This window comes from Polyangium jinanense, assembly GCF_028435265.1.
In the GTDB taxonomy this organism is placed as follows: Bacteria; Myxococcota_A; Polyangia; order Polyangiales; family Polyangiaceae; genus Polyangium; species Polyangium jinanense.
The window spans coordinates 25,293-38,580 of the sequence record NZ_JAGTJK010000004.1; the positions used below are offsets into that span (position 1 = coordinate 25,293).

Consider the following 13,288-nt stretch of genomic DNA (forward strand, 5'->3'; position numbering starts at 1 on the left):
TCATCCGCGAGCCTCGGCTCGCTCCACCAGCGCGAGAACCTCGTACGCCGCGACCGGCTCTTCCGGCAAACCGATCGGCGCGAGATACTCTTTCCGCAGCGCCTCCCCGTCCGCCTGCTCGACCACCAAAAACCCGGCTTCCTTCACGAATGCCGGCAGCTGCTCGGGCCGGATTCCCCACCGCATCTGCTCCCCGGCGAATCGCAGCGACGTGCGGATCAACCAATCCAGCGTCCCGAGGTGCGGCCGTCCGGCGTCGTCTCCGTCCACGTGCGAGAATGCCACGCGGCTCCCCGGCCCCGTGTGCTCGTGGACCGCCCGGAAAAACGCCTTCACGTCCTTCACGTCCAGATACATGAGCAGCCCCTCGGCCACGACCACGCTCCGCGCGTCGCTCCGCCACGGGGTCGCGCGCAAGATCTCGCCGAGGGATCGCTTGGAGAGATCTGCCGCGCAGATGTGCAGGTTCGTCCTTTCAAACCCGGCTCCGCGCACCCCCGCCCGCTTCGGCGCGGCCGTCGCCGGCGCATCGATCTCCACGCACGTCACCTCCGGATGACGCCTTGCGACGATCGTCGCCAGCGGATCGAATCCTGCGCCCACCACGAGAAGCTGCGTCGCGCCCGCCGCGATGGCTTCTTCCACGGCATCCGCCATCCATCGCTTTCGCAGCCCGAACCAGATGAGCTGCCCGCGGGCCGTCCATGCCTCCGCAATCTCGTAGAACCGCTGTGTCCACGGCGCGCGCATCATGTCGATCTGCCGCCGCCCGACGGCCCCGGATGCGCGCAGGATCGCCTCCACCGTGGTTGCCGCATCCGCGGGGAGCAGGCCTGCGAAGCGGGGCACGGCGTCGATCAGGATCAGGAATCGGGCGATCTTCTTGGCCGTCAGGCTCGGGCGCTCGTGGGGCATGACGTCCCCGAGCGTAGCACCTTCACCAATCGAGCCGCAGCCGCCCGTCCGTGTAGACCTGATTCGTTTTGCCGAGCTCCGTCGACCCGTTCTCGATCGACCGGTGCACGTTCTCCGCGGGCCGGAGCAGCGCGTCGCGGCCGAGATCAAAACGTTGACCTCGAACGATCACGCGATACGCCTTGTCGAGCGCGAGCGCGCGCTCGCGCGAGGGCAGGAGCAGGAACGCGAGATCCCGATCGCCGCCGGGCGCGGCGCGCCGCAGCTCGGATTCCGCGAGGGCTCCGCCGGGGAAGAAGCGCGCGAGCATCTCCTCGTTCGCGCGGAGCTCGTCGCCTCCGCCCACGCGACGCAGATACGTCAGCACCTCGGGCTCTGCATGTCCGAGCTCCGGTACGTCTTGCATGCCGCGCAGGTCTTGCATGCGAAACCCTTCCGCTCCCGGCACCTTGCGCGCGAACGCGAACGTCTGATCGACCGTCACCCCGAGCGCGGAATGACAGCCCATGCAGAATCGATGCTCCTCGTCGGTCGCGAGCCGCAGCCGCCCCTCGGCGTCCTCGATGAACCCCTGCAATTGCCAGCCGAACGCATTCCGCAGCCCGCTCGTCGCCGACCCCGTGTACACGGGCAGGAGCCCCTCGTCCTTCTCGTCCTGTTCTTTCTCGTAGGCCCGCAGGAGCGCCCATCGATCGAGCTTCAGCACCTTGCGTGAATATCGGAGCTCCTTCATGCGCCGCGCGACGTACCCGGGCGCGTCGGGATCCAGGTAGCGGACCGAATGCAAGAACTCCACGCCGCGCGGGTAGATCCCGCGTTCGAGCGGCTCGCTCGAAGCGCCGCCCGCGTACGTGCGTGGCAAGCGCCGCACGCGCGTCACGCCCGCGGAGAGCGCACCATCGCCGTCGAGATCCTCGCCGAGCAGACGCTCGTCCACCGGCTCGATCGTGCGATCGATCCGATCCGCCGGCGCATCCGGATCCGTCGTGATCGCGGCTTCGAGCAGCGACAGGTTCAGCGTGTAGATCGCGCGTGACGGCGCGCCGCGTTCGTCCTTGCGAAACGCCTCGGGCAAACGGATGAACACGTCGTCCGTGCTCCCGTTCGTGGGCCAGAACGTCCCGGGAAACGGCTTGAATCGGACGGCACGAAAGCCGCTCCCGTCCCGCGCAAAACCCTCGTCGTCGAAGCCGCGATCGAGATCGAGATCCGGCACGTAGCCTTCGTACCCGCGTGCGCCCGCGAGCGCGCGCCGGAGCGGCGTGTAGTTGTCCTCGCGCACGTAGCGGAGGATCTCCTCGTCCGACATCCGCGCGATCTCCGCGCTTCGATCGACGAACAGGTTCTCGTAGTGGTTCGTGAGGGCCGCGTCCGAGAACGCGTATTCCTCCTGCAAATGCGCATCCGCGCGCACGTTCGACCCGTGCGCGCTCGTGTGGCAGACCCAGCACGGGTTCGAGGTCCCGCCGGTCTTCGTGTAACAGAGCGGCGGCACCGAGGCCTCGGGGTTGTGCACGACCCCGCTGGCCTCGCGGGCGCGCGCGAGCGGGTCGTAAAGGCCCTCGGCGGCCCGCTCCTCGCGTCGAGCGCAGGCGCCCGCCACGAGGCCCACCAGGAGCCCGCAGACGAGTAAGGACGCGGCCGCGCGGCGCTTCACGGAGTCCCGTGTGGCCACAGGCTCGGCGCGTGCTCGCCCGGGTGCTGCACGCTCACGAACAGCGTGCGCATGTCCGCGGCGAGCGCCGGCCCCGTGGCCTCCGCGTCGCTCGGCAGCGCAGCGATGCGGAACGCCTTGCCGAACGTCGGCGACACGATGCCCGGCGCGCCCGCGGCGTGCGCGCGATCGAGGTCGAGAAAGTACACCGCATCGGCTCGTTCGTTCGTCGTGAAGTTCCCGTCCGTCCCGAACCACACGCCGCCCGCGCGATCGATCAGGATGTTGTCGGGGTTCGACGCATCGTACGGTCCCGTAGCATTCTTGCCGGCCCACACGCGGAAGAACGTGAACGTCGTCGACGCCGCGGGGCTCTTCGGATTCGCCTCCTGCATCGCGAACACGTTGCCGATCTTGTCGGGCCGCGCCACCGCGGCCTGCTCGTGCACGGCCGGATCGATCAGCCTGCCTGCCTGATCGAGCTGCGTCTTGTGCCCGTGGTTCGTGAACGACACGTAGATCCGCGGCGTGCCGCTCGGATCTCGCGGGTTGTACTCGACGTCCTCGGGCCGGTTCAGCTCCATGATCCCGACCTTCGCGCTCGCCGTGAACAGCACGCGGCGCACGTCGTCGTCGCTCGAGAAGCCGCCGAGCCCGTTGTAATCCATGTCGGAGAGCGCATCGCCCACGGTCTTGCCCGGCTCGCCGAGCGCGTCCGCGTTCGGAGCGATCGCCGTGCTCGCCGTGCCGAGCTCGATCCACTGCCCGATCCCCGGCTGTTCTTCCGTCGGCGCCTCGCCCGTCGCGAGCATCGTCACGCCCGTCGTGTTGTCGAGCCCGGCGAAGTGCGCGGCGTACACCTTCCCCGCGTCGAGCAGCGCGCGTATCTCGGCCCGTGTCATGCCGGGCTCGTAGACGTTTTTCGAAACGAACTTGTACACCCGGCCGCTGCGCCGATCTTCGCCCGCGTAGAGGACGATCGGCTCGTTCGGCAAGAGCTTCCAGTCCGCGTCGACCACGAACGTCGTGTTCTCCCATCGCGCGCGGCCCATCGCGCCGAGCTTCTTGTGCCCCACGCCCGGCGCGTTTTTCCCCTCGTACTCGTCGGGCGCTTTGCCCGGATCGATCTCCACGAGGTAGCCGTAGAGATCCTTCGCGTGGCGCGACTTCACGTCCGGCGACATCCCGAACCAGCTCGTCGGGCTCGGCGCCGGGTCGAACGTGATCGGCCCGCCGGGGTCCGCGCCTGCACCGCGGACGAGCTTCTGCTCGCCCGTCCAGAAGACCTCCATGTCCCCGTGGAAGTCCTGCACGTTCTCCTCCGCGGTGATCACCGTGCCCCATGGCGTCTGGCCGCCCGAGCAATCGGACATGATGCCGCTCACGACGCCGGGCGGGAGCGCGTGGCCTTCGTCATCGTGATCGACTTCGAGCGGCGTGAGCCCCGTGATGCGCGCGAGCGTCTTGCTCGTCGCGTCGTATCGAACGGCCCCAGCGCTGCGATCGACGCGCCACGCGCCCGAGGCTGGGTCCTGCACCACGTGAAACCACGATCCGCCGACCTGGCGCTTGTGCTCGCGCACGTACGTCGCGAGCGCCTCGGGAGGCCACCGGTTCGACGTCACGTCGTTCGTCAGCACCTTCTCGGCCGCGAGGTATTTCGCGAGCGTGAGGTGCTGTCCCGTCGGCGCCGTCGTCGACGTCGGCGGCTCATTCGAAACCGACTCGTGGTTCACCCACATCCACGCCGACGTGCTGCTGCCGTGCCATTGCGGCGGATCGCCGGGCACGTCGTTCCAGTGGTCGCCAAAAACCGCGATGTAATCGTCGTTCACCCCGAACCGCGGCGCCGCTGGGCTCCGATCGAACGTCAGCGGATCGAGCCACGACACCACCACGTTCGGCGAAAGCCCCGCGATCGCCCGCACGCTGTCCGTCGACGTATTCGCGAGCGGAAACTCCACGCCCTTCGGCAGCGTCCCTCGCGCGACCTGATCCACACGCATCCGGACGTAGTGCGCGAGATCCGTCGCGCCCGTGCCTGCATCGTCCGTGAACGCGAATGCGACGACGCTCGAGAGCGGCCGCCCGGCGAGCACACGCGCCGTCGCCGCGGTCCGGTCCGGACCCTCGCCGCCCTCGCAGGCCACGAATGCGACCGCGATCAGGACGCCGGCAGTCCCGAGAGCCTGGAAATGACGCTGCTCCCAGTGGCCCGTTTTTCCTCTCATTCGCCGTTTCCTCGGGCGGCGCTCGCGAATGCGGAGCGCGCGCGCCCGAGGATCTTGGCATTGTCGACGTGGGACACCAGCCGTTTTGCGGATCAGGCCGCTCGCCTTGTGAGCAGCGTATACGTGGCGTCCGCGCCCATGGTTTGGGCGTGGGTCGCGGCGTCGAGGCCGGCGACGTCGCGCCGCGTGGGGTCGGCGCCGCGCTCGATCAGCGCCTCGACGACCGTGCTGCGATTGAAGGCCGCGGCCCACATGAGCGGCGTCCGCCCGTCCGGCCCCGCCGCGTCCGGCTGCGCGCCGCAATCGAGCAGTGTCTGGATCACCTCCAGATCGCCCTTGAACGCGGCCCCATCGAGCGGCGACCAGCCGCGCGGATTCCGGAGCTCCGGATCCGCCCCGAGGAGCAGCAATGCCGTCACGGTTCCCGCGTGACCGTAATACGCCGCGAGCATCAGCAGGCTATCACCCTTCGCGTCGAGCACATCCGGTGAGCGACCTCCCAGCAATTCGACGAGCGGATCGGTTTTTCCAGCGCGGGCGAGGTGAGCGGCGCGCTCGCGTTCCTCGAAGGAGAGGTCGTTCATTGTGCCCCCTCCTTCGCTCCGCGCAGCGCGGCCACGGCGTTCTGCAGCTTGCGGCCGAGCTCCTCGTCCGCCTGCGCGAAATACCCGATCGACCGCTCGCTCACGTCCTCCCGGCTCACCTGCGCGAGGCTGCCCGCGAGGGTTTGCACGAGCCGCGCCTGCTCGTCCTCCTTCATCACACGATAAAGCGCTCCGGCCTGCACGAAATCGTCGTTCTCGACGTGCCGCGGGTGCGCTTGTGGCCCGGTATGCCCCGAGAGCGCGATGCCGACGTCGTACCGCTCGCCCGTCGGCGTCGCGCCGTCATGGCTGTTCGGCTGGTAGTTCTTTTCGCGGCCGCCATTGTCGTCGAAGCGCATCGCGCCGTCCCGCCCGTAGTTCCGCGCGCCGCCCGCCACGCCTTGCGGCGCGTTCACCGGCAGCCGCGTGTGGTTGATGCCGAGGCGATACCGCTGCGCGTCGCCGTATGCGAAAAGCCGCGCCTGCAGCATGCGATCGGGCGAAGGCCCGACGCCCGGCACCATGTTCCCCGGATCGAACGCGGATTGCTCGGTCTCGGCGAAGTAATTGTCCGGCAGCCTGTCGAGCACGAGCCTCCCGATCGGGATCAGCGGATAATCCTTGTACGGCCACACCTTCGTCACGTCGAACGGATCGAACCTGTACTTCGCGGCGTCCGCCTCCGGCATGATCTGCACCTTGAACGTCCAGCTCGGGTATTCACCGCGCGTGATGGCGTCGTAGAGATCCTTGTGGTGGAAGGAGTGATCCTTGCCGCCGATCGCCGCCGCCTGCTCGCTCGTGAGGCACTGGATGCCCTGATCCGTCTTGAAATGGAACTTCACCCAGAACTTCTCGCCATCCGCGTTCACCCACAGGAACGTGTGCGAGCCGAAGCCGTCCATGTGGCGCAGCGTCGCGGGAATGCCTCGATCGCCGTGCAGCCAGATGAACTGGTGCGTCGCCTCCGGCGTGTGCGAGAAGAAGTCCCACGCATTGTTGGGCTCCTGCCGGTTCGTGTACGGGTCGTACTTCTGCGAGTGAATGAAATCGGGAAACTTGATTCCATCCCGCAGGAAGAAGATCGGCGTGTTGTTCCCGACGATGTCCCAGTTCCCGTCCTCGGTGTAGAACTTCAATGCGAAACCACGCGGATCCCGCACGGTGTCCGGCGCGCCTTTCGAGCCCGCGACGGTCGAAAAACGCAAGAAAACGCGCGTCCGTTTGCCCACGGAGGAGAAGAGCTTGGCCTTCGTCCACCGCGGCACGTCGGGGTTCGTCACCTCGAAGTAGCCATAGGCGCCCGAGCCGACGGCGTGCACCACGCGCTCGGGGATTCGTTCGCGGTTGAAGCGGGCGAGCTTTTCGAGGAGGTAGTGGTCCTGCAAGAGCGTCGGCCCGGCGGCGCCCGCGGTCTGCGAATGCGCGTTGTCGATCACCAGCGCGCCACCCTCGGTCGTGAGAATGCGTTTCGTCATGGTAGCTCCCTCCTCGTTCGTGGAATACGAGAAGCGTACGTCCGCCCCGGGCCGGGGGGCCATGACATCGTTTCTATGGTCCTGATAGGACGAGCCTATCGGAGGGCGGCCTGGGCGCGCTCCGTGAGCAAGGTGTAGGCGCTGCGGAGTGTGTCGCCCACGGGGCGCAGCGTGCTCTCCAGGGCCGATCCGCGCCGCCAGACGAGGGCGAGCGTCCGCGCCGGGCTCCGGGACGCGAAGGGACGGATCCGCAGCGCGTCGCGCCGATTCTCGAGCGGCACGGCGAGGTTCGGCAGGAGCGTCACGCCCGCGCCCCCGGCGACCATCTGCGTGAGCGTCGCGAGGCTCGTCGCGCGAAACCCCGCCTCCTCGGCCCCGGCGCGCGAGCAAAACGAGAGGGCCTGATCCCGGAAGCAATGGCCGTCGTCGAGCAAGAGCACGCGCTCGCCTTCGAGCTCCTCGGGCTTCAGCGGCCGGCGAGATCCGGCGAGCGGATGCCCTGGCGCGGCCGCGAAGACGAACGGATCCTTGCCGAGCACCACGTGCGGCCGATCCCCGATATCGGCTTCCAGCGCTACGATCGCCCCGTCGAGCGCCCCTTGCCCGAGCATCTGCACGAGCGTCGACGTTTTTTCTTCGGTCCAGACGAACGTGAGCTTCGGATATCGCTCGCGCAGAACCGGCGCGATCTCCGGCAAGAGATAGGGTCCAATCGTGGGAATCACGCCGAGGCGCAGCGTCCCGGCGAACGGATCGCCGAAACGACGCGCCGTATCGACGAGATCGTCCGCGGCGACGAGTAGCGCGCGGGCGCGCGCGACGATCTCCGCGCCGGCGGCCGTCAGCGTGACCGTGCGCCGATCCCGCTCGAACAGGAGGATCCCGAGCGCCTCCTCGGCCTGCTGGATCTGCGCCGACAGCGAGGGCTGCGACACGTGGCAATCGTCCGCGGCCTTCCGAAAGCTCTTTCGATCCGCGACCGCGACCACGTACTGGAGTTGCCGCAGGGTCACGGGGTGAGGGGAAAGGCGCATGATAGGACGATCCTATCACTGAACCCCGCCAGACGCGACGCGGCCTCTCTACTTGCCGCCTTTCCCTTTGCGGGGCGGAATCCAGATGGGATTCCAGTTCCCGCCCGGAGAGCTCGTCAGCTTCGTCATTCCGCTCCCGTCGGCCCGCACGATCCAGATCTGCTGCTCCGATCCGCGGGTCACGGTCACGGCCAGGTATTGCCCGTCGGGCGACCACGCCGGCTCACCCACGTGCCCCGTGCCTCCCGGCGCTCGCACGAACGTTTCTTTCCCGTCCTCCATGGCGACGAGCCCCACGCGAGCCGACTCTTCGGGCACGCGCAGCGCATAGGCGATTCGTTTGCCCGTCGGGGACCAGGTCGGCTTTTCCTCCACGATCCGCGGCGCAGGCCGCATCTGCGTCAAACGTCGCGCCTCCCCGCCGGACGAGGGCATGAGCCATATGCGGTCCGCGCCCTCGCGATCACTCACGAAGACGAGCACCTTGCCGTCGGGCGAATACCGCGCGCCCCATTCGTCGCGCGGCGTGTTCGTCAGGCGGACGGGATCGCTCCCGTCGGGCCGGATGCGATAGAGCTCGGCCACGCGATCGCGGCTCGAAATGAACACGATCGCGTCGCCCTTCGGCGAGAACGCCGGCTCGAAATTCCCCTCGTCGTTTTTCGTGATGCGTCGAAAGCCGCTCCCGTCGCTGTTCACCCGGTACAGATCGGAAAAATGTGCCGGGTCCACCTTCCCGCCGTTCGACTCGTAGACGACGAAGCGCCCGTCCGGTGAGAATGTGGGAAAGCGTACGCGCCCTGCCAGTGGTCCGAGGGGTTTTGGGGGGCTTCCGTCGAGGGGTTGGAGCAGGAGTTGTTGGGGCCCTTCCTCGCCTTCGACGCGGATCGCGAGCAGCGCGCTGCCGTCGGGGGAGGCGGGGCCATTGTAATCGGCGTGCGGGCTCTTCGTGAGCCGCTCTTCCCCTTTGCCATCCGCGCCGATCACGTAGATCTCGCGGTTTCCATCGCGCTCCGAGATGAACGCGACTTTTCCTGCGATTTTTGGCCGCTCTTCGGGGGGTATTTCGTCTCCCGTCGCGTTTTTCGGCCCTGCCTCCGTCCTTTCCGCCGATTCCGGCGGCAATGGTTTGTCCTTGGTTGTCGGGACATCCGAATTGTTGCCGGTTGTCGGGACAGGTGGTTTTACCTCAATCGCGCCTGCGCTCGTGCCGGTCCCTGGCATTGCAGAATGCGACGGCAATGCGTTGTCCGGTTCTTTTTCTTTTTTCGAGCAGGACGGCGCCGCCGCGAGCAGGGCGAGGAGGGCGGGTGCGAGGCGGGAGAAGCGGGGCAGAAAATGATGCGGCATGCGTATTGGGGAGGGCCCGCGGCGCGCGTGACGCCGCGGGCCATGGAGAGGGGTTCAGCGAATCTGCACGGCGTCGGCGATGACGTAATAACCGGTCGTCGTCCAGCGCGAGACGGTGACCTTGTTCCAGCCTGCCGAGAAGTTGTACGTACCGATGAGCTGCCACGAGCCGCCGCCCGTCTGCTGATTCTTGCTCACCGTGCCGAGCTTCGTGCCGCTCGCGTTGAACATGACGTACGGCGTCGTCGTCGACCGGTCGGAGGCCGAGGTCCACCACGCGTAGACCTGCTTCGAGGCCGCCGCGGACAGGTAGAACTCGAACGTCGCGCCGTCGGAGATCGCCTCCGTGGGCGCGGCATAATAGCCCGTGCCGTAATACCCGGCGACGTTCGTGGACGAAGTCCAGTTCGCCGAGGGCGCCACGATGCGCGCGACCGCGCTGTTGTTGTTCGCGTTGTTGCTGTCGACCGTGATGTACGAGGCGCCGCCGCCACCACCACCGACGCAGGTGTTGATGCGGTTCATGTAATCGGCCCAGGGGAAATCGGTCCCGGGGTCGTTCGCCCGGTTCACCGGATCCGGCTGGTAATGGCCGATGATGTGCTGCCGATCGCGGATGATGTTCTGCCGCTTCACGATGTCGCAGGAGAGCTTCGCGGACGTCGCGACCTGGCCCTCCGTCCACTTGTTCGCGCCGGCGTACGGATACCCGCCGTGCTCGATGCCGACCGATCGCGGGTTCGTGGGCAGGCCATTCCAGCTCGCGCCGACGTGGTGCGCCGTGTTTGCCTCGTCGACGAGCGCCGAGACCTCGCTGCCGCTCTCGTTGACGACGTAATGCGCGCTCGTCTTGTACGGGTTCGTCGGGTACGGCGTCGTGAGCCAGCCCCAGCAGCCCGAATACCCGCCGGCGCAGGTGTGGACGACGAGTAGCTCGGCCTTGTACCCGCTGCGGCCCGAGGTGTAGTTCGACGAGGGCGCCGGGCGCCACACGGCGCCGGCATAAACGGCGTTCGCGGGCCCGGGTTTGCCGACGAACTGGGGCATCGGGAACTTCGGCGTCGCGTCGGGGTTCGGCGCCAGGATCTCGTCGATGCCGCTGTCCTCGGGCGCCGCGATGCCCTCGCGCAGGTGGCGATAGACCTCGTCATGGACGAAATGCGCCTGCGCGTCGAGGCTCGGATGGTTGAAGTACGCCGCCACCGCGGGCGCCCACGCGCCGATGTCTGCGCGGTCGAAGCCGAGCTCCTCGGCGTAGGCGTCGAGCAGCGCCGCTGCGGCCCGGATGTTGGCCTCGGGCTCGGTCTGGACCTCTTCCTCGCTCAGGCCCGCGCGCGCGGCGCCCTTCGTGAGCGCCTCGCCACGCAATGCCATCACGCCATACGCAGCCGGGACACCGTCGAACTCCGAGGTATCGCCGGGCACGTGATAAAGCTGCGTCTCGGTGTATCCGATCGCGATGAGGAGCGACGCCGGAACGGAAAACTCCTTCGCGGCGGCGTCGAAATGGGGCTGATAAGGGTGCATACCAGCGGTCGGGCTTACGGCCGCTTCACCGGGGTTGAGTGTGGTATCCACTTCGCCGGTGCCTTCCTCGCCGCCGCAGCCGGAGAGGACAGCGGAGGCAGAAAGCACGGGCGCGAACATCAGCAGGCAAAGCAGACGTCTCATGGCGTGAACCCTTCTTCGTTTCCGGGGTGGGATCGTGTGGGCCTTCGGGACGCGATGCCGAGGCAGGGATATGAAATGGAGGCGTACGTTGATTGGTCGCCGAGCGCAAGCGCGAGTCACCGCTTGGCGCGTCGCGTCTGTCCGGAGCAACGATGACGCGGGGCGTAACGCCCGAAAATCAGGTCATTCGAACTCGTCCGATATGAACATCTGTGTGGACAGGACGACCGTCCCCTTCTGAATCTTTCCAATCATGGTGAACAGGCTCGTCTTGCCGTCGCCGTCGAGGTCACCCTCGGCCGAGACTTCGAACCCGTCCTTGCCCGGATCGGGCCCGCCGCGCTTCGGTCCTTTGTAGTTCCCGCCCACACGGTATTCGTACTGGTACCGGATCGGCTGCACGAGCGAGACCTTGAGGCAACGCCAGCCCGAAGCCTCATCGCCCTGCTCGAAATCCTGCCCCGGTTTCCCCGAAGGCACATACGTCGTATCCCGGGGCACGACGCTCGGCACCGGCGTCGCCGATTTGCACAGCTTGTGCGTCACGGCCTTGGCATCGAGCTGCTCGCGCTCGTACGCGGCCACGGCCGCGCGGGCCATCATGCCGAGCGTATGCCTGGCCTCCGCGGCTTTCACGCGCGTCGTGTACCGCTTGACGGCGTTCACCGCGAGCGCCGCGCCGATCCCCAGAAGCTCCGCCGCGCCGTCCCCGGTCGCGGAGAGCTCGAGCCCACGATCACTCGGGAACAGTACGAGCGAGAGCATCGATCCGCCCCCGACCCGCGTGCCGGGCTTCGCGCCCGAGGTCGGATCGGCGATCAGCCGGGCGAGCGCCGGATCGAAGAAAAGCAGCATATGCGACGCGGCCTTCTCCTTCGCGCGCGCCGTGAGGAACGCTGGATTCGTAGCCAGCGTATTCGTGTCTTTCCCGAACCGCCGCACGGCATCGAGCGCGACCTTCTTGTTGCCGAGCCCGATGACGGCGAACCCCGGCCGCATTTCGATGTGGAGGATGGAGCCGTCCCCCGTATCCCGCGTGTACGTATCCCCTCTGAGCGTGTCCTTCTTGTCCGGCTTTATGCCCACCTGGAAACTCGAAAATGTTTTTTTCTGCGCGTCCGCATCCTTGGTCGCAATCACCACGAGCGCCGCCATGTCCTTCGCGGGGTCGTCGCTCGCGTCGTCGAACGAAAACGGCCGCTTCGGATCCCGGTACAATCCGACAACGATCTCACCGCCGAGCGCCTTTTCGAAATCCGCGAGCTCGATCCCGATGTTACCGAGCCCCCGCTTCAACATCTGCGCGAAATCAGGCGATATCGAGCGCCCGGCCACCTCCAGAACGTCCTCCACGGTTTTGCCGGACGAACGCTGCATCGACAAACCGATGGCAGCAAGCGCGCCTTCCGGCAGCTTCGGCATGAGCACCTGCGGCGCCGCGTCGAGCACCGAGCCGAGCGCCGGGAAACCGGGCCCATACCCCGAGAATCGCAGGTCGAGCCCGAGTCCCTGCGATTGCCCCACGAGCGCGACGAAGAGGCGCGAGCCCGGCTCGGGCGGCGATTTCGTGCCGGCTCCGAGGCCATGCAAATCGACTGCGATGAACGGATCACCCGCGCGCTCCTTGACGAGCAGCGCCGATCCCTCGACCGAGGGCGCGCGCCCATGACCGACCTCGAACGCATCACGGAGGTTCTCTTTTTGCAGGCACCCGACGAGCGCGCGTGACCCTTCGATCCACGCTCCGTGCATGACTTCGAGGCCCTTCGGCGAGCGGACGACGAAGAGGCCACGCTCCTTTTTCTCGGCCCCGAGCGCGTCGAGCGCCTTCGTCACGAGCGCCCCGTCGTTCATTCGGGCCGCATAACAAAACCTGTCCATCGGCTCGGACGGACCGCCGGGCGTGGCCGGACCCGCGAACACGACGGCGCCCTCGAATGATTTGACGAGGTCCGCGACGAGCGCCGGGTCGAGCCCGAGCTTGCCCGAGAGACCGCCCGCGAGCTCGGACAGGAGCCCCGCCCGGAGGGCCGGATCCATCGCGGCGAGCGCCTTCTCGGGCGGCGGCACGTTTGCCACGAGCACGGCGTCGCGTGGCACGAGGCGGAGGAGCGAATCGATCTTCTGCGGCGGCTCGAGCGCCGCGCCCTTGGCCGGCGCCGCGGTGGTGGTGGGCGCGGGCGGCGCGACCGCGACGTCCGTTTTCGCCCCCTCGCCGGTCTCGGGTGGCGTCTGCACGGCCGCGCCGCCGCACGAAACGAGGGCCGAGAGACCGGCCCCGAAAAACAGCCCACGGACACGCCGCATCGCCATACGAAATTTCTCCTCCAGGACCATGAGAGCATGAACGCCCCCATGTCGGCAAAAGGAG

General features: G+C 67.5%; 9 protein-coding genes. All 9 read right to left on the bottom strand.

Features of this window, described 5'->3' with window-relative positions:
- Positions 1 to 915, bottom strand: a complete 915-nt coding sequence (locus KEG38_RS11055) for a class I SAM-dependent methyltransferase (protein WP_272419296.1) — start codon at positions 913 to 915, stop codon at positions 1 to 3.
- A gap of 22 nt (positions 916 to 937) precedes the next feature.
- Positions 938 to 2,572 carry an Aq_1262 family (lipo)protein gene (locus tag KEG38_RS11060; RefSeq protein WP_272419297.1) on the bottom strand — a complete coding sequence of 545 codons (1,635 nt, stop codon included), beginning with the start codon at positions 2,570 to 2,572 and terminating at the stop codon, positions 938 to 940.
- Positions 2,569 to 4,800, bottom strand: coding sequence for a PhoX family protein (locus KEG38_RS11065; RefSeq protein ID WP_272419298.1), 2,232 nt, complete (start codon positions 4,798 to 4,800; stop codon positions 2,569 to 2,571). The genes KEG38_RS11060 and KEG38_RS11065 overlap by 4 nt, the downstream gene beginning before the upstream one ends.
- 92 nt (positions 4,801 to 4,892) lie before the next feature.
- Positions 4,893 to 5,384, bottom strand: coding sequence for an ankyrin repeat domain-containing protein (locus KEG38_RS11070; RefSeq protein ID WP_272419299.1), 492 nt, complete (start codon positions 5,382 to 5,384; stop codon positions 4,893 to 4,895).
- On the bottom strand, positions 5,381 to 6,862 hold the full coding sequence (locus KEG38_RS11075; RefSeq protein WP_272419300.1) for a catalase: 1,482 nt from the start codon (positions 6,860 to 6,862) through the stop codon (positions 5,381 to 5,383). Before KEG38_RS11075 ends, KEG38_RS11070 begins: the two co-directional genes overlap by 4 nt.
- Positions 6,863 to 6,957: 95 nt before the next feature.
- Positions 6,958 to 7,896, bottom strand: coding sequence for a LysR substrate-binding domain-containing protein (locus KEG38_RS11080; RefSeq protein ID WP_272419301.1), 939 nt, complete (start codon positions 7,894 to 7,896; stop codon positions 6,958 to 6,960).
- Between the two features lie 48 nt (positions 7,897 to 7,944).
- Positions 7,945 to 9,246 carry a beta-propeller domain-containing protein gene (locus tag KEG38_RS11085; protein WP_272419303.1) on the bottom strand — a complete coding sequence of 434 codons (1,302 nt, stop codon included), beginning with the start codon at positions 9,244 to 9,246 and terminating at the stop codon, positions 7,945 to 7,947.
- A 54-nt stretch (positions 9,247 to 9,300) separates the two neighbouring features.
- A complete protein-coding gene (locus tag KEG38_RS11090; RefSeq protein ID WP_272419304.1) occupies positions 9,301 to 10,917 on the bottom strand; it encodes a golvesin C-terminal-like domain-containing protein in 1,617 nt (538 codons plus the stop codon).
- A 183-nt stretch (positions 10,918 to 11,100) separates the two neighbouring features.
- Entirely contained in the window at positions 11,101 to 13,230 is a 2,130-nt protein-coding gene (locus KEG38_RS11095; protein WP_272419305.1) for a hypothetical protein, read from the bottom strand.
- Between the last annotated feature and the right edge of the window lie 58 nt (positions 13,231 to 13,288).

Excerpts from the sequence above, each read along its gene's own strand:
- KEG38_RS11055 (WP_272419296.1), bottom strand. The coding sequence starts at position 915 with ATGCCCCACGAGCGCCCGAGCCTGACGGCCAAGAAGATCGCCCGATTC.
- KEG38_RS11065 (WP_272419298.1), bottom strand. The coding sequence starts at position 4,800 with ATGAGAGGAAAAACGGGCCACTGGGAGCAGCGTCATTTCCAGGCTCTC.
- KEG38_RS11070 (WP_272419299.1), bottom strand. The coding sequence starts at position 5,384 with ATGAACGACCTCTCCTTCGAGGAACGCGAGCGCGCCGCTCACCTCGCC.
- KEG38_RS11075 (WP_272419300.1), bottom strand. The coding sequence starts at position 6,862 with ATGACGAAACGCATTCTCACGACCGAGGGTGGCGCGCTGGTGATCGAC.
- KEG38_RS11080 (WP_272419301.1), bottom strand. The coding sequence starts at position 7,896 with ATGCGCCTTTCCCCTCACCCCGTGACCCTGCGGCAACTCCAGTACGTG.
- KEG38_RS11085 (WP_272419303.1), bottom strand. The coding sequence starts at position 9,246 with ATGCCGCATCATTTTCTGCCCCGCTTCTCCCGCCTCGCACCCGCCCTC.
- KEG38_RS11090 (WP_272419304.1), bottom strand. The coding sequence starts at position 10,917 with ATGAGACGTCTGCTTTGCCTGCTGATGTTCGCGCCCGTGCTTTCTGCC.
- KEG38_RS11095 (WP_272419305.1), bottom strand. The coding sequence starts at position 13,230 with ATGGCGATGCGGCGTGTCCGTGGGCTGTTTTTCGGGGCCGGTCTCTCG.